The 17458-nt window shown below is 40.0% G+C and carries 12 protein-coding genes; 1 reads left to right on the plus strand and 11 read right to left on the minus strand.

The window, feature by feature from the left end; translation table 11 throughout:
• Positions 1-348: 348 nt before the first annotated feature.
• Positions 349-1140, plus strand: a complete 792-nt coding sequence (locus WJP93_RS03365) for an HAD hydrolase family protein (protein ID WP_337546891.1) — start codon at positions 349-351, stop codon at positions 1138-1140.
• A gap of 36 nt (positions 1141-1176) precedes the next feature.
• On the opposite strand, the gene WJP93_RS03370 is transcribed toward WJP93_RS03365, so the two are convergent.
• From WJP93_RS03370 to WJP93_RS03420, 11 genes are all read right to left on the minus strand, one after another.
• On the minus strand, positions 1177-1620 hold the full coding sequence (locus tag WJP93_RS03370) for a restriction endonuclease (RefSeq protein ID WP_227102459.1): 444 nt from the start codon (positions 1618-1620) through the stop codon (positions 1177-1179).
• A complete protein-coding gene (nrdG, locus tag WJP93_RS03375; RefSeq protein ID WP_262537366.1) occupies positions 1608-2129 on the minus strand; it encodes an anaerobic ribonucleoside-triphosphate reductase activating protein in 522 nt (173 codons plus the stop codon). The genes WJP93_RS03370 and nrdG overlap by 13 nt, the downstream gene beginning before the upstream one ends.
• Positions 2126-3703 carry a GGDEF domain-containing protein gene (locus WJP93_RS03380; RefSeq protein WP_337546892.1) on the minus strand — a complete coding sequence of 526 codons (1578 nt, stop codon included), beginning with the start codon at positions 3701-3703 and terminating at the stop codon, positions 2126-2128. Before WJP93_RS03380 ends, nrdG begins: the two co-directional genes overlap by 4 nt.
• Before the next feature lie 28 nt (positions 3704-3731).
• Positions 3732-4508: a hypothetical protein gene (locus tag WJP93_RS03385; RefSeq protein ID WP_227102457.1), complete on the minus strand. Its 777-nt coding sequence runs from the start codon at positions 4506-4508 to the stop codon at positions 3732-3734.
• A 19-nt stretch (positions 4509-4527) separates the two neighbouring features.
• Positions 4528-5235 carry an ABC transporter ATP-binding protein gene (locus WJP93_RS03390; protein WP_337546894.1) on the minus strand — a complete coding sequence of 236 codons (708 nt, stop codon included), beginning with the start codon at positions 5233-5235 and terminating at the stop codon, positions 4528-4530.
• Positions 5235-6581, minus strand: a complete 1347-nt coding sequence (locus WJP93_RS03395; protein ID WP_337546896.1) for an AI-2E family transporter — start codon at positions 6579-6581, stop codon at positions 5235-5237. Before WJP93_RS03395 ends, WJP93_RS03390 begins: the two co-directional genes overlap by 1 nt.
• A 400-nt stretch (positions 6582-6981) precedes the next feature.
• A complete protein-coding gene (locus WJP93_RS03400) occupies positions 6982-8712 on the minus strand; it encodes an AAA family ATPase (RefSeq protein WP_337546899.1) in 1731 nt (576 codons plus the stop codon).
• 198 nt (positions 8713-8910) lie between these two features.
• Positions 8911-9855, minus strand: coding sequence for a hypothetical protein (locus tag WJP93_RS03405; RefSeq protein ID WP_337546901.1), 945 nt, complete (start codon positions 9853-9855; stop codon positions 8911-8913).
• Between the two features lie 20 nt (positions 9856-9875).
• Positions 9876-10706, minus strand: a complete 831-nt coding sequence (locus tag WJP93_RS03410) for a class C sortase (protein ID WP_317259061.1) — start codon at positions 10704-10706, stop codon at positions 9876-9878.
• Positions 10707-10906: 200 nt separating this feature from the next.
• Positions 10907-12442, minus strand: a complete 1536-nt coding sequence (locus tag WJP93_RS03415; RefSeq protein WP_337546904.1) for an isopeptide-forming domain-containing fimbrial protein — start codon at positions 12440-12442, stop codon at positions 10907-10909.
• Between the two features lie 150 nt (positions 12443-12592).
• Positions 12593-17443, minus strand: coding sequence for a SpaA isopeptide-forming pilin-related protein (locus WJP93_RS03420; RefSeq protein WP_337546906.1), 4851 nt, complete (start codon positions 17441-17443; stop codon positions 12593-12595).
• Positions 17444-17458 lie beyond the last annotated feature (15 nt).

Raw genomic sequence — 17458 nt, forward strand, 5'->3', positions numbered from 1 at the left:
GTTCAATTATCAAGGTTCTTTGTGATTTTTCTTTGCCGTCTCAGCGACAGCTCATCTAATATATCACAGTTGCTTGCGTTTGTCAAGCACTTTTTTCAACTTTTTTTGTTTCTTTTTGAGAAATTATTTCTCTATTCGTAAAATTTCTCAAATTGTTTCTAAGTTGTCATTGTTGTGTTGCCGTTGTTCGCTGCAACGTTGAATATAATACCACTCCTTTCGCCAATTGTCAACCACTTTTTTTCCTTTTTTTCAAAATTCTTCTTGTTTTTTTTCGACAAACAATTTATAATTTCCCCTAGAATGCAGGCATTCTTTTTTCGCATTTCAAATGAAAGGATTTTTATTATGAAGCAAAAAATAGTTTTCTTTGATATTGACGGCACGCTGATTACTGAAGATGGCAATCAAACACTCCCGGAGAGCACTGTCTATGCAATTCAGGAACTTCGCCGCCGCGGTCATCTGGCATTTATTAATTCCGGACGTACCTTATTTAATGTAATTGAGCAGCCATACATTCTTCGTATTGGCTTTGATGGCTATGTATGCGCCTGCGGTGCTCATATCTTATACCGTGGCGAACACCTTCTTACTGCTACAGTTCCTTCTGAGGCGCATGCTGCTGTTATTGATGCAGCCCGCCGTTATCATATGGAGCTTTTGCTTGAGGGACCAGATTATTTTTATTTTGATCTGTCCATACCTATGAATGCTTCCAGACAATCTCTCTATGACCGCTTCCCAAACCACAGAGAGAATGTAGATATTCCAAATAAATGCTTTAACAAATTTGTTACCTGGGAAACGCCAGAAAGCGACAGTGCTTCCTTTGTAAAGGCAGTATCTCCATGGTTTACTTACATTAATCGAGGCGGCGGATTCGGTGAATTTTGTATGCATGCCTACAGCAAGGCAACTGGCATTCAGTTTCTCGCAGACCGCTTCGGACTGTCACTAGATGACTGCTATGTAATTGGCGATTCCATGAATGATCTTCCAATGCTTGATTATGTACAGCACAGTATTTTAATGGGAAACGGAACTCCTTCTCTTCGCTCTCACGTTGAATATGTCACAACTGATATTCTCGATGACGGAATTGAAAATGCACTGGTACACTACAATCTTATCCCATGATAAAAGCCCGGAAGCAAAAACTTCCGGGCTGATCTTTTAAAGGAGCAATTTATCAAGCATGTTTCCATCCCAAAGAAGAATGTTCAGCTCATTTGCAAGCGTCACCGCATTCTTCGTAAAGCGGCTGTTCGTCATAACAACACCTACCATGCAATGATAAAAATCGCGTCCGCTATAAATTTCCTGCACAGCGCGCACCCCAACTGGATTAGTATAATATTTGCACTGAAATGCCCAGCGCACTCCATCCTTTTCTGCAAATATATCAACGCCATAATCTCCTGTTGTTGGTGTCAGTTCTACATTCTCATATCCTTTCGCCGTTAAAATCTGCGTACACAATACTTCAAATTCCAATCCATCCTGAACTGGCTGATATTTGCGAAATTTCCGGCGCAGAAAAAATCCAATTATAAGTACTGCAACAAATGCAGCAATAATCGCTGCCAAGTAAATATATTCTATTTTTATTCTGTCCACAAAACAACTTCTCCTGTCTGAAGTGTTTTCGAAACATCAATCAGGCGCTGGTTCTCAGAACCACGAAACTGAAGTGAAATATTTTTGCGTGCTTCAATAAAAGGACCATCCACGCAAACATCAATCAGCGATAAAATTTCCTTTGTTTCAGGACATTGCTCGCTCATCCATCCGCAAACGTCCTTTTCCCACACATAACCAGTATAACACCAAATATCCTTACCGGGACATTGCTTTTTAACCTTTCGAAGCAGTTTTAATACTCCAGGCTGATTAGATGGATCAAGCGGCTCTCCTCCAAGCAGTGTAAGTCCTCTAACAACGCTGCTGTTTAGTTTCTCTACAAGCGCATCCTCCACTGTTTCATCAAATAAATTGCCATAATTAAAATCCCACGCAATCTCATTAAAACAATTTTTGCAGTGATGACGGCATCCGCTCACAAAAAGCGTCATGCGCACACCTGGACCATTGGCAATGTCATATTCCTTAATTTCTGCATAATTCATATTGTGTTCTCCTTCTTCTGCAGCCGACTATGATTTTTTGCCTTGCACTGGTACATTCTGTGATCTGCCTCACGAATCATCGTATAAATATCGCCCGGCATTTCACCAAATTCTACCACTCCGTATGAAAAGCTGATGTGGCGCGCTTCTTCCTGCAGCATAAACACAATCGGATTCTTCATTAAAAGCTCATCAAGCATCATTTCTATTTTAAGTTTACTGCGGTTAGACAGCACAATAAATTCATCACCTGCATATCTGTACAAAAACTCATTGTGGCTCAATGCGTTTTTCATCATCTTAGCAAATTGAAGCAGATATTGATCTCCACTTTCATGACCATACTTATCATTTACTTCCTTTAAGAAATCCAAATCAATAAATACAAGACATCCCTCTGCGTGATCGCTAAGATAACGCACTCCCTCAATCTCAAATGTAGCGCGATTACGACAGCCCGTAAGTGAATCTCTTGCCATCGTCTTTCTAAGACGCATAAGACGAAGCTCTTCCTGCGTCAAAGAACGCACCATAGCATTATAATTATTCTGTTCCTGCTCTAACACCTCAATATAGCGCTTGCTAATCTGCTCATACTCACTAGGATGTCTGGAATTTTGCATTTGCTCAGATGCCTTCATCATAAGGCTGTAGATCATGCTTGTACTACCAGTAAACAGTTCTGATTTAGCAAGAAATTTTCCAATTTCAATTACATCCGAAAAACGATTCTTAACAAGAAGAAGCTTCATAAATTCTGCAAAATATCTGATACAAAATGAAATTCCGCTCTGTGCGAACCCTGATGACTGCAGCTTATTAATATAATGAACAAACTCATCTGCCACTTCTTCTGACTGCGGCTGCATATACAATTGCAGATAAAGACAGGTAAACTCTTTTTGAATGTCAAAAAATGATTTCTGATCATCAGGCACCTTCGTTTTAATCAGTTTCTCTAAGCCCTTCGCCGCATCAGCTGCATCATCAAGCTGTCCGAGTCCAATTTTAATATATACAAGACTGTCAAGGTACACAATTTCATTGATAATATCACTATTCCAAAAATCCACTCCTTCTGCTGCCGGATCTTTTCTTGTAACGTCAATCATTTTTTCCAGATAATATAATGCCTCTTCAAACAGATCATTCTCTGTAAAAGCAACTACAATACTATTATAGGTAGATTTTAAATTCATTCTGTTTGCATAGCCAGTCTCCACATATTTAAGTCCATATTCCACAATTTTAGGCTGAAAACCAGTTACGAAATAAAGACGCATAAGCGCCAGATAATACAATGCCTGATCTGCCGAATTAGGACAGTCCTCCAACAGCTTCTGGCAAAGTTCAATCATAGGAAATACACACTCGCGGTAGCTGCTGGCAAAGATACCATAGCTGGTAAAATACACGGCAAGACTATAATCTTCACGCCACTCTTTTGTCTTACTGCTCTGCAGATACTCCTGCTCTAAATCCTGTGTACAATTAAATGCATCCTGTGTACTCCAAACACCGGATTTAATTTTACTCATTAACTCTTCTACATCAACCATTTCATCTTTCCCCATAAAAATGCAGCTGCCTATCTAACACATGTTACAGCGACAGCTTTTTTTCCAAAAGCCACGTTGTAAGAATCATAAAAAGTGCCAGCTCAGCCAGATTAGCAAGTGCATATGGCCATGACTGCTGCAAAAGATAAATCAAATCAACTGTATCACGATATACCATCGGATGCAGATCTGTAATTACGCCTTGAATCTTTGACTCTGCATATATGCCAGCCACAAAAAGCGCAATCGTAACAACAAGCTTCAATCTACTGTTTTGCAAGAGTGTTGCCGCCAGTGTAATGCAAAGATAAAGCATAGCCACTGTAGAAAACACAGAAAGCAGAAACGTAATAATACCAAACAGCGCCATTGATGCTACCTGTACTGTATCAATTCCAAAGTTTTTCATTACCTCTGAAATCACCTCACCCATGCTTTTATACACGGAATAGTGATTTAAAAACAGTGAAAAATCAAGCCATCCCAGTGCACCAAGCGCTGCCGCAAGTATCACTCCAAGCACAAGAACAGTCAGCATCTTTGACAATATTATGGAAAGAGCGCTCACAGGCGTCATAAACACAAGATAGCTTGTCTTTGAATTAATTTCCCTATAATAATTAGTAATTGCAAAAATAAACACGGCAAAATAGCACACTACTGCATACAAAACAAGAATAGTTGACCATATGATTGCATAGTCCTGCGTCTTTCCGCGAAGTGCAATCAAAAAGCAAATCTGCAGCGCTGCCAGTCCTGCAAGCAAAACAAATAGTGCCGTTCTATTTTTACGAAGCTCATACTTTGATAAACGAAACATTTTTCTGTCCTCCAAATGATCACATCACACAGTCGCTATAAACTTCTTTGTAAAGCTCTGTCATTGTTTTTCCGTGATGTTTTGTCAACTCATCCACCTTGCCACACATGACAAGACCACCATTTTTCATAAATATAGCATCATCTGTCATGCGCTCTAAGTCATCGACAAGATGACTTGACACAAGAAACGTTTTCGTTGGAGAGCAATACTTTTGAATCGTTTCCAAAATCTGATCTCTCGCAATAATGTCAATGCCATTTAGCGGCTCATCAAGCATAATAAGACTTGCATCACGCGAAAGTGCGAGCGCTGCCTTACCCTTTGCCATCATACCAGAAGACATCTTTGAAATCTTCATTTTAGGTTCCAATGAAAATGCTGACAATAGCTGTTCATATACCTGCGGCTTAAAATCTTCATAAAAGTCTGCAAAATAATGACCGGCATCCTTCCATGTCATATATGAGTAAAAATACGATTCTGTCGGCATATAGACTGTCTTTGCCTTACTATTTTTACCAACTGACTCCCCCTCAAATAAAATCTTGCCGCTGCTTGGATGAATCAGCCCTGCCGCCATCTTCATAAACGTACTTTTTCCGCTTCCATTTGGACCAAGCAGCGCATAGACACGACCACGTTCAATCTGCAGATTCAAATTATCTACCGCTCTGTGTGAACCATATTTTTTCGTCAGCTCACTGCATTCAAGTATTGTTGCCATTAAAGTTCCTTTCTGTCCTCGTCTGACTCGCCTTCATTTATAATACTTTCTGGCTGTTCTTTTTGCTCTGTTTTTTCCTGTGTCATCTCCTGCTTTTCTTCTTCCTCTGACCAAAGCTTTTCCTGCCGCGGCGTTATTTTTGACTTTTTGACATATTGCTCATCATATGCCATTAACATATCGTCTCTTTGATTATAGCGAAGTCCTCTCATTACAAGTCTTGTGATAACATCATAGATAACTGCAAAGAACGGTACGCCGATAATCATGCCGACAAAGCCCCAAAGTCCGCCAAAGAACAAGATAGAAAACAATACCCAAAAGCTAGACAAGCCTGTGGAATTACCAAGAATCTTCGGTCCAATAATATTTCCGTCAATCTGCTGAAGCACAATAACAAAGATCAAAAAATAAAATGCATGAAGCGGATTTTCCAGAAGCAGCCAAAGAGTTGATGGAACTGCACCAATGTACGGTCCGAAAAATGGAATTATATTTGTCACACCGACAACGACACTGACAAGAAGTGCTGACTTAATTCCCATCATATACGTTCCAATAAAACAGATCACTCCAATAATCAGTGAATCAACAAGCTTACCCATTAAAAAGCCGCTAAACATCTTATCGGCATAAATGATTTCATCCTCAATCAGCTTTGCCCATTTTTCCTTAAAAACACCGTAAAGAATCAGTCTGCCCTGCGCAAGAAAACGTTTTCGTCCTGCAAGCAGATAGATAGAAACGATCAATCCTAAAAATGCATTTTTTAAGAAACCAACAATATTTACTACCTGATTGCTAAGACCGTTGATTATAGTCTGAAGCATCGGTGTCAAATCTGTCTTTAACCATTCACGCAGACGTGTGGACAGCTCTGCATATAAACCATCCCAGCTTTGCTGCATAGTCGGATATTTTTCTAACATATCGTGAAGCCACTTATTGCTGTTGTCAAGTTGATCTGGCAGCACACTTACAAGCGACAATATACTTGTTATAACCTGAGGAATTACAAGCATAAATAATGCAGTTACAATAGTAAGTGTTAAAAGCTCGCAAAATGTGATTGCCAGTGCAGATGCAATTCCCTGCGCATGTTTTACATGGGCGCGCACTAAAAGCTTCCTTAATTCTTTCTCCCACCAGCGACATGTCGGCCTAAGCACATAAGCAATAACAAAACCATAGATAAACGGCTCCAAAATGCCTATCAGATCATGAAAAAAGGCGCCAAATCCGCGGATTCGATAAAACAAAAAGAAGCAGACCATCCCGATCAGCAGGATGGCTACTCCCGTGACAGCGATTTTAAAGTATTTCTCATCTTCCTTCTTTCTAAGCACTAAATTCACCTCCAAATTTTCTGCTGTTATTGTACACTTTTACATGCGCAAAGTCAAGCAAAGTTGGAGTGTATGAAGGCGGTTCGACGATTGTTTTGTCGGTGTCACTTTTCCGCAGGTACCTGTTACACAACTTATTATCATACGTTGTTTTGAAAGTCCTGCTACAACGTTTCACCTTGCAAAATCAATTCGTCTCACCGCCAACTTAAGTTACGAAAGCCCTAATATACAATTTTTTTCCAAATGTTTCTTGTATTTCCTAACGGAATCTACTGCTCTCACCTTAAAGTTGCGACGCAATCGTCGCAAGTACAAGGTGACTATAAGTATTAAACGAGATTCTTATTGAGAAGCCACTTAGGACAGGTACGGTGGCTCCCCTTGAAAACTCACGACTTTAGCTTTGAGCGAGTACGCAGCACTTTTTATGATAAAAAGCAATGCCATAGTTCAATATTTTTTTATAGCCACGGTTTCTAAGTGCCTGATCATAATCCCTATCTTTGATCTGCTGCAAGGCCTCACGGCAATCCTGTTCCATCTTTTTTTCTTCGCTACTGTACTTTAGCTCTATCACAATTCCTACGCTTTCTTCCATTCCTTTTGTTTCGATTTGGATATCACTAAAACCATCACCTGATTCCCGGTTAGACAAAATCTCCCAATTTTGCTGATAGCCAAGGATTCCAAGCATTAGCCCATGGTAAAAATTCTCATGGAGCGACCTTGCAAAATTGTCACGCACGCTGATCGTTTGTCCCATATATTTTGTCAGCAGTTGTTCTACTTTTCTGGCATCTACTGCAAGAATAGCTTTGCAAAAACTGTCAAGAAGTTCCCCATTCTGAACTACTTCCTCGCGAAACAGTACCAGCACCCTATCAATAATAATGCTGCAGATCTCACGGTTTGGCACGGCAAGACGATAGTAGCCGTTTCCAAGGTATCCTCGCTGTGTCAGGTATCCCGTCATAAATAGCGTACTCCAAAGGTTGTCCATGCTGGCATATAGTTCCTTATATGTGATCATCTCGTCCACCCGTTTTGTCACAGTATCGCCGCTCACCAACATCTCCAGCTCACTTTTTGTCAGCATATGCGGTTCCTTCATACTGTTAACAAAATGGCGAATAACTTCATTTCCGCTCGTATTCATCCAATAATTTTTCATCTCAACATCTGGATTTTTCCGGTGATCACTGCAGTAATTCACTACATCCCACGGACAATAGACATCAGCTTTACCAAAACGATAGCCGTCATACCACTCTCTAACCACATCAAAGTAGTTTTGTAATCCATAGTATTGCAGCATCGCCTTTACTTCTGCATCTGTAAAACCAAAAGTCTCATCAAATTCCTGATCTGTAATCGAATAAACCTTAAAGTTGTTCAGTCCAGTAAAAATACTCTCTTTCGCAATTCTAAGACACCCGGTCAGCACAGCAAAAGCCAAACTGTCATTTGACTTAAGAACATTGCCAAACATATTTCGAAGCAGCAATACCATATCATCATAATATCCATTTTCATAAGCCTTTGCCAATGGCACATCATACTCGTCAATTAGCACCACGACCTTTTGAGAAAAATGGATTTCCAGCAATTCCGTAAGCTCCTGAAGACTGCTTGTAATAGTATCGTCCTCCATCTGACGATCCAAGAACTGCACAAAAAGCTCTCTATCAATTGCATCCATTTTTTCATCTTCCAACAAGGCACGATGTCTTCGTGCCTCTTTATTGATAATGCGGATCAGCTGTGCCCGTGCCTTTTCATACGAATCCGCATCCACTCCCTTTAAGCTGATCGAAACTACTGGATACCTGCCCATATAGACATCGCACAGATCTTTATTTTGCGCAATATAAAGTCCGTCAAAAAGTGTTGGATCCATTCCAATCTCGAAAAAATATTGAAGCATACTCATATTCAATGTTTTTCCAAAACGGCGTGGACGAGTAAACAATGTTACCTCACATCCCTCTTCAATCACTTGCTCAATTAGCTCCGTTTTGTCCACATAATAATATCCACCCTCACGCAGTTTTTCAAACTGATCAATGCCAACAGGCAGCCTTGCCTGCCGAATCTTCATGCCAACCGGCTCCGTTGTTTTTCTTTCCATATCGTGCACCTATCCTTCCTGCCTATCAGCCCTTCGTTCACACCATCGTTTTAAAGATCATTTCCTTATCAATATCATACCATATTTTGGACAGGTTGTCATTGGATTCACAATTCAATCTGAACAGAAAATTAACCGCCCACTACTATTGTAGCGGACGGCCAATGAAAAACCTATATTTAACTTTTGTCACAAATTTTATTTTTTCAGTTCTCTTCTTACTATCAGCACAATTGCGATTGCCATTAATCCTACGCCTGCTGTGACCATCATCATACCGATGCGTCCTGTTGGATCTTCGATACCGAGGATACGTCTTGGTGATTCTGGCGGTGTGGTGGGCTGCGGCGCTGTTGTCTGTGGTGCTGTGGTTGGTGTTGGCTGGCTTGGTGTCGTTGGTGCTGCCGGAGTCGTTGGCTGATATGGATTCGACTCTTCTTCCGGTGTTCTGCTCTCTGACGGCGTCGTTGACTCCGCTGGGCTTGTTGGCTCTGACGGTGTTGTCTCTTCTTCAGATGACGTACTCTCGTCTGAAGTTGTTTCTTCTGGACTTGTCTCTTCTGGTGTCGTTGAATTACTCTCGTGCGGATTGGTTGGTCCGTCCGGCTCATCTTCTTCTGGAATGGAATGCTTTGGAATAATGCGGTTTTGGTAGATCAAATCACCGTTTGCATCGCGTCCCGGAAGAAATACAAGTGACATAACTACTGGGCCATAATCATCATAGGAACTTGGAACAATCAGGTACATACCAAATGGAATAGAAGAAATACTGCAGCGTCCTGTCACATCTGTTGCCAGTGTATAGGTCGGCTGAATGTCGTTCTCATCTATCCAGATCTTTAAGCGTCTACTCAGTGCAACCAGCTCTTTTGCAGTCTTCACATCTGTCTTATAACCACAATCTTCAAAATCAGGCATAAACTTTAATGACTGTCCGTCTGGTGCCGTGATGCCGTCTGTGATCTGATACATGCTGAAGATAACGCCCTCCATAGGAGTTGATTCATCTTCCAATGTAATCTCCAATGAAACATCCTGCTCGTCTGCATTGACTGCTATAATCTGTGCGCATGATGTTACTAGCAGACATATTATCAATAACAGGCCTTGCAAATATCGCTTTACTTTCATACTTTTCATACCCTCTTGTCTCCTTCCTATTATCGCTTTCTCTTGCGGCTATGCAAGAGAACCCAGATCAACAGCACTACTAGAATCGGCACTGCTACAGCTGGTGCAACCAACTTTGGTTCTATCTGAATCGCATCCGCTGTTACGCGAATGGCACTTGCGCTTGCCTTTGTCTCTACGCGGTGTCCTCTAACTAGAAGACGATGCGTATTGATTCCATACGGGGTACAAGTGACCAGTGTACACAGGTCTTTGTCTTCTTCAATCTCCAGATCTGACAGATCATCCGGTTCTACAATCCGAATCTGATCTACCTCATATGTCAATGTTTCATCCAGAACACGAATTAAAAATTCATCGCCTACTACCAGCTCATCCAAATTGGTAAAAAGCTTAGCAGAGGGCAAACCTCTGTGTCCTGATAATACGGCATGTGTTCCAGGTCCTCCAACTGGAAGCGATGAACCTTCGATATGACCAACTGCAATCTGAAGGATACCTTCGTCTGTACCATGATAGATTGGAAGCGAAACCTTGATCTTTGGAATTTCTATATATCCTAAGATTCCATTGTCACTGACATCTAACAGTGATTCATATTCTTCTCGCTCTTCGTCTGTCATGATCCAGCGGTTTGACTTACTTTTAAGCTGCTGGTTATATTCGTAAGCATCATCCCACATATGCTCATACTGCTTATCATCTACTTCGGCAACTGCCTGTGCATATGTGGCAATTGCTCTCGACTGATGCAGCGAGTTCCAATAATCGCTGACGGTCGGATACAGCAGCAAGGACAGACCTACCAAGAGAATCAAGAGTAATAAGATGGTAGTCATATTTTTTTTGATCCACTTCATAAGCTCTCCTCACGGTTGTATCTGGATGCCTCAAAAGAGGCATCCGATTGCAACCTAGTTTGTTTCTTTGTGTTACCCGGATGTTCTACGAAGGAGCCTCGGCTACCGTTTACGTAATGATAGTCATCTCTCGCACAAATAACTTTTTTGCTCTGTTTAACTGATTAATTATTAACGAATCAATCGTGCTGACAAAACAATTAGCGTGCGCTCATGCGCTTCTTGGTGATCAGAAGGATAGCTGCGCCAAGAACAAGGATAGAACCAACAACGTAGAAGATTGTGGTACCCATGCCACCGGTAGTAGGAAGGGTTGAACCCTGATTATTCTCTACTGTAACTTTTACACTACCGTCATTCACATTACCGTCACTTTTTTCACCATTTGCTGTTACATCAATCTTTGTAAGTGCATCTGATGCTGTTCCATTCCAAGTCTGATTATTTACTGTGGATGCAGAAATAACAATTGTCACATCTTCTGATAACTTATTATATTTACTTGGTGCTTTTGTTTCTTCTAAGTAGTATGTTCCATCATCTAAACCTGCTACCTTAACAAGACCATCAACACCTGTAACGAGCTTAGTTGCATCAGCAATACTGTCTACCCATTTTTCTAATTTTCCATTAGTTACAACTGCGTATTCTGTATTTTCTCCAGAGTTTCTCTTCAATACAAATTCTGCATCTGCTAATTTCTTAGTATTTTCGGTACCATCAACCTTCTCTACATCCAATTCATATGTAAACACTATAACCTTATCTATTGGTGTTTCACCTGTATCAGTTGGCTTTCCTGTTCCATCGCCTGTCATATTTGGATTATTTGAAAAAATTAATTTTACCTCATTTGGGTTTCCATCTAATCCGATAACTGCATTTGAATTTAATGTTGCTGTGTAATCTACAGTTACAATACTATCTTTTGTTACTGCTGCAACTTCCTTGATATCATTAAATATTACTTTCAAAGAATTTCCACTCTTTTCAACATTTACTTTACTACTGTCAATAATGTTGCCATCAATTTTAACAACTGCATCTTTATTGTATGTTAAACCATTTGAAAGTGTATCAGCAAACTCATAGTAATAATGCACATATTTATCAACATTAGATGGCATAGTTCCCACTAACTGAAATGGTACTTTATCGCCAATGTTATAATCTGCTACATCATTATATTTAGCAGGGATCTGATAACTTGGAATATTACTATCTGTCTCTGTTCCGCCCTCATTTACTGTTTTTACATTTTCCTTTACTTTCTTTTCTACAGTCGGAACTCCAGTTTTAGGTGTTACTTCAACATTTCCTGCTACCCTTAATAAATAACTTGTATAACTACTTTGACCACTAACTGAACCATCTTTATCTTTTACCAGATAATATCCAGCTGTTAAACCTGTTATTTTTCCATTAGAATACGTTCCTGATGTAGTTGACTTTAAATTACTACCTGCAACAGATGCAAACTCCTCTGCTTTTGCTGGTGTTAACGCCTTTGCAATATTCTTTGCATCATTAGTACCTTCATATGTAAAACTTTTAACATCTTTACCCCAATTAATATCTGATAAAACACCCTCACTCAATGTACCAGCAAAAATCTGATAAGCTTCATAAGTGTGACCTGTTTCTGCATTTTTGATTGTAATTGTGTAAGTTGCTTCATCTGCAAATGCTACTACGCTCATTGCAAGTACCATGACTAAGCTGAGTAACAGAGCCATGACTTTTTTCATTTTCTTCATATTTTACTTCCTCGCTTTCTTTTCTATTCCTATCCTTTTTTTGTTTTTGGGCTGTGCCCTCCCTCTGAATAATGCGTAGGAATTGCGTATATTGAGGGTTCCCCATGCTTGGGGAGTTTAGAGAATTTGTTACCAAATTCTCTTGCCTCCTTTCTGCATGTGTTTTTTATATATCAGGAACGCTGCCCCTGCTATTAGGAGCACGCCGCCCATGGTATACCAATAGGTACCGGTTCCACCGGTTTCTGGGAGAGTGATTGTCTCAGTTACCTCATTTTCAATATAGGCAGTATGAGAAGTTTTTGTTAAATCAATTGCCCCACTAGGTATTTCCGTTGGCAGAACATCTTCTGTACTACTATTGTCTGAGAAGTAGAACCGAATTGTCTGTGAATCACTTTCTGCATTTTCAGGTATCTTATATCCACTTGGTGCCTGTGTCTCTACAAGCCTATACAGAACGTTTTCCTTAAACACCTTATCATCCCATTTAATCTGAATGATACCATCTGCATTTGTTGTAAAGGTTGTTGCTGGAGTTACATCTATATATGTGCCATCTTTATACTGTTGAAGTTTGAAAACAGCACCTGAAAGTAACTTTCCATAATTGTCCTTTTCTACTTTATACAAAGTATAATTCTTATCTGTTGTAACTCCGCCACCGGCTGTCTGTTTCTCCCAGTTCCAACCGCTACCAGACTCTTCATCCTTGGATGATATTCCAGATAAGGTAGCTGTATTTTTTATCTGCAACTGTGCCTTCACATAACTATTGTCTGGTACATCTACTGTAATCTGATACTCATACTTAAATATCAGCGCTGTACTATCAGGTATTCCAGTAGCTGTTATGGTATGATATGTATTTTTTGGATTATACGGTTTTGGTTCTTCCTTATAAGTCCATGCCCATCCAGGTACCTCGCCTCCTGTCGTATATCCTCCGTTTCCATCAGCAACAGCATAGTATAGCTTAACTGTATTGGGAATCACTTCTACATTAACAGTTACCTTACTAACATCTTGCCCATATGCATAATGTGTTCCATCATAGCTGTCAAGAACATCTGTTAATGTAAGCTGTTCGGTATCTTTTACCAGATCTTTTGCTTCTGGATTCAACACAATCGAATATTTCGCTCTGTTGTTGGTAGCATCATAGGCTCCTGACTTATCAACTGCATTTTTGACTACAGTAGTGTCTTTCTTCGTCCACTCCTGTGTCTGACTTGATGATCCAATGCTCACATCATCCAACTTTGCACTTGCCTCGTTGGTAAATTTGTACTTTACGCCAGCCTGCATACCCTCTGCACCGTTAACTTCACACTTGACAACAATTTCAAATGACATTGCTTTAGGAAGCGTATTTCCATTATTTCTTTGAATTATCAACGTCAATTGACCATTCTCATACTTACTGCCACTTATTGAAAATTCATTTTCAAACTTTCCACCATCTTGTTCTGAAATTGTTCCATCTGGTTTAACGATATATGTTGACTTATCGTGATCGCCACTTTGCTTTTCTACTGAAAATTCTTTTAGGGTTACACCCTGAGGCAATTCATCAGTAACAGTTAACGTTCTATGATCTCCAGTATCTGTAGTCACCTTGATTTTCCAAGTCAATTCACCAGCTGTTGTTGTAGAACTAGAATCTGTTTTACCATTTCCATCAGTTTTAATAATTTCACCTTTACTGTATGTGTAATCGTAAGTAGCTTCATCCTTCTTTCCATCAACCTCTATTTTATTGATATACTTATTTTTATCGCCAGTTACCGCTTGTGTCAGATCAGCAGTGGTCTTATAGCTAAATGTCAGCTTATTCGCGCCATCACAGGAAATATCGTTTAACACCTCAACATTAAAACTTGTAAATTTCAAGTCTGATGAATTCTCCATAGCAGAAATGTCAGAATATGAATATTCCTTTCCATCCTTCGTTTTAAACGTCAGTTTAAAGTCCGATTCAGTAAATGCACCAGTTTTGACAATAGCATCATTGCTCTTCCAAGTATATTTACCAGCCCAGTCCTTAATCTGCTTTACTGTCAGATAATTTCCTTCTCCATTTCCTTGCTGCCAGTTATGGGTACTAGACATAGAATCTTTAATGGTGGTCTTTGGAAGCTTTCCATCTGGAATGATAAGTGATACCGTCCAAGTTACCTCTGAAGTCTTTCCATCTGGATTCTTTACTGCACCATCTAACTTCTTCTCAACTTTACCTCCCTCTACATTTGCACCAACATCGGCGCTGACATCATCTCCCTTTTCAGGTTTAAATGTTGCTGTGTTGTCTACAGTTTGATCCTTCCATGTTGGTTTTACTGCTGTGTAATAGACAATTGTATACTGGTTTGTATTTTTTCCATCTTTAACAGCTGTAAAATCAATTGAAGTGATCTTACCATTATTATCTGTTTTGATTGTTGCTCCATCCTTAGGTGTTATTTCTACTTGTGTTCCACTCTGGATCTCACTAAGCATCTGGTCAGTCAGCTTTCCACCTGCAATGTTGGCATTTTTTGCATTGAGAGTGATCGTCCATTTGATTCTACTATTTTCTGAATCATTTTCACCCCTCTTAGCAATTTCATACCTATTCTCAATGGTCTTATCCCACTCAGCTTCATCATAGATTATATCACCTGTTTTTGAATCCTCAGATTCAACATGAGCCTTATTATTTGCTGTCAAGGTGCCTACATCCATACTAGAAATATCATAAGAATATTTAATCTCATAGCGTTCATATTCTATACATGTATTTCCATTGAAGGTAGTGTCATTTCCCTTCGGAAGCTTATGTAACGTCATTGCTATCGTATTCGACTTATATGTATGTTCAACATCGTTCATCGTAGTTGTCTGAATAACATTTCCATCGTGATCCCAAGCATATTTTCTCATAGTCTGCTTAGTTACTGTAACTTCTGGCTCTCCAAGTTGCATTCCAGTAGTTTGAATCGTATCTAAGAAACTGATATCACCTGGCGTTCCTTTTATGGAAGAAACATATACTGTAAACTCTAGTTTTCCAGTTTCATTGTTATAAGAACCAGACTTTTTAATGTCGATATTATAACTAGCATTCTCATCTTTCGGATATTCTATATCCTTCTTTGGAATTGTAATAGTAACGTTATCTTCACCTTTAATTACAATATCTCCCTTTTCATCTACATTGTTCTTGCTCAATTCGCCTTCAAACCAGAGATGACCATCAATCTTATCACCTGCTTTATTTACATAATTCTGATCGAAATGGATTCTAGCTGAGTAGGTTCCATCATCATTCTTCACAAAATGAAATGTTCCTGCAGTTGTCTTATCCTCATCTTTCAAAGTGAATGTTTGACCAATCAGTTTATCTGGTACTATGATTCCTTCTGGATACTTAAGCTCATAAGAATAATTTGCATCCTTCACATCCGCACTTGGGATAGAAAAGTTGACTCTCAACTCACTCTTGTAATTTCCTGTCGTTTTGTCATATTCTGTTCCAGTTCCAGTCATTGATGTAACATATTTTTTAAAGTCTGTATACGTAGTAGTTTCTGGAATTACCAACGCATCGTTTGAATCAGCTATATATGGCATTAAACAGCATCCCATCAGACTTTCTTCACCAGCACTGTAGACATGTTCCTCTACTACACCCTGATCATTTGTCTCAACAACAGTGAACTCTGTAACAACTCCATCTTCATCGAAAGTGGCATCTACTACTACACCAGCATAGTCTGCATTGCCATCGCCATCTTTGTCAAAGAACGCTACATCACCTGGGTTTGGATCAAACTCATCTGCTGCACCATACAAATCGTTTTCCTGCAGGCTTTCAATCCAAGCATCTAAATCAGTGTTAAATGATACACCATATACACCAACATAGTTTAAGCAAAATTCAACAAGATCTTTATTCTCGCTTCCTACCAAAGCACTTGCTACCGCTATCATATCCTGCGGCCAAATGCCTGTAAGCTGTGGAAGCTCACTACTCTCCTCTTCTGCCTCTGAAGTGTTTTCTTCAGTAGATGCTTCTTCGCTTGTCAGCTCTTCTTCAGATGTTTCCTCGGTAGATGCTTCTTCGCTTGTCAGCTCTTCTTCAGATGTTTCCTCAGTAGAAGTCTCTTCGAAGCTCTCCTCTTCAGAACTCTCTTCCTCTGAGCTTTCTTCTTCGCTTTCTGCCTCAAGGCTTGTTTCTTCTGCATCGGTGTCTGCCTCACTTGAAGCCTCTTCGATCTGGCTGCTAGTTTCCTCTGTTGAAGTTTCCTCTATACTTGCTTCTTCAGAACTATTTTCCTCTGTTGAAGCCTCTTCGGTGGAAGTCTCTTCAACCTGACTGGAAGCTTCTTCAGCGGTTACTGCTTCACTGGTCGCGGTTTCTTCGGTGCTCTTTTTGTAGCACTCGTCTGTATGTACATGCTCTACTCTGTCACAGATTAATGTCTCTACGAGAACCTGCTTTTCTGTGAAACATGTTTCGCTGTGCTTATGCTCTTTTAATTCTAGCTTTCCACATGCGAGTACGCCGTCTTTGTAGCACTCTGCTGTGTGTGTATGAAGCTCGGCTGGCTCTTTACAGATTAGTACCTGCACATCCTGATAGCAGGCTTCGCTGTGTGTGTGACCTGCACTTTCTGGAATAGTACATGTCAGTATGTCATTCCACTCGTAGCATTCGTCACTGTGCGTATGCTCTTCTAGTGTGCAGATTAAATTGCCTTCTTCATCGTAGCAGCCTTCGCCGTGTGTATGTTCTTCTTTGCTGCAGATTAATGAGCCTTGCTGTTTTGTGTAGCATTCAGGCGTATGAGTATGACCAACTGACTCTTCCTGTGTGCAAACTAGCTGCTTCTGCATCTGATAGCACTCTGGTGTGTGCTGATGCAATTTATGCTCTGGAATGGTGCATACTAGATTGCCGTCTTTGTCGTAGCAGGATGCGTCATGTTCATGAATCACAAAGTCTGCATAACC

Origin of the sequence: Anthropogastromicrobium sp. (assembly GCF_037349415.1) — a bacterium.
Taxonomy (GTDB): Bacteria; Bacillota; Clostridia; order Lachnospirales; family Lachnospiraceae; genus Anthropogastromicrobium; species Anthropogastromicrobium aceti.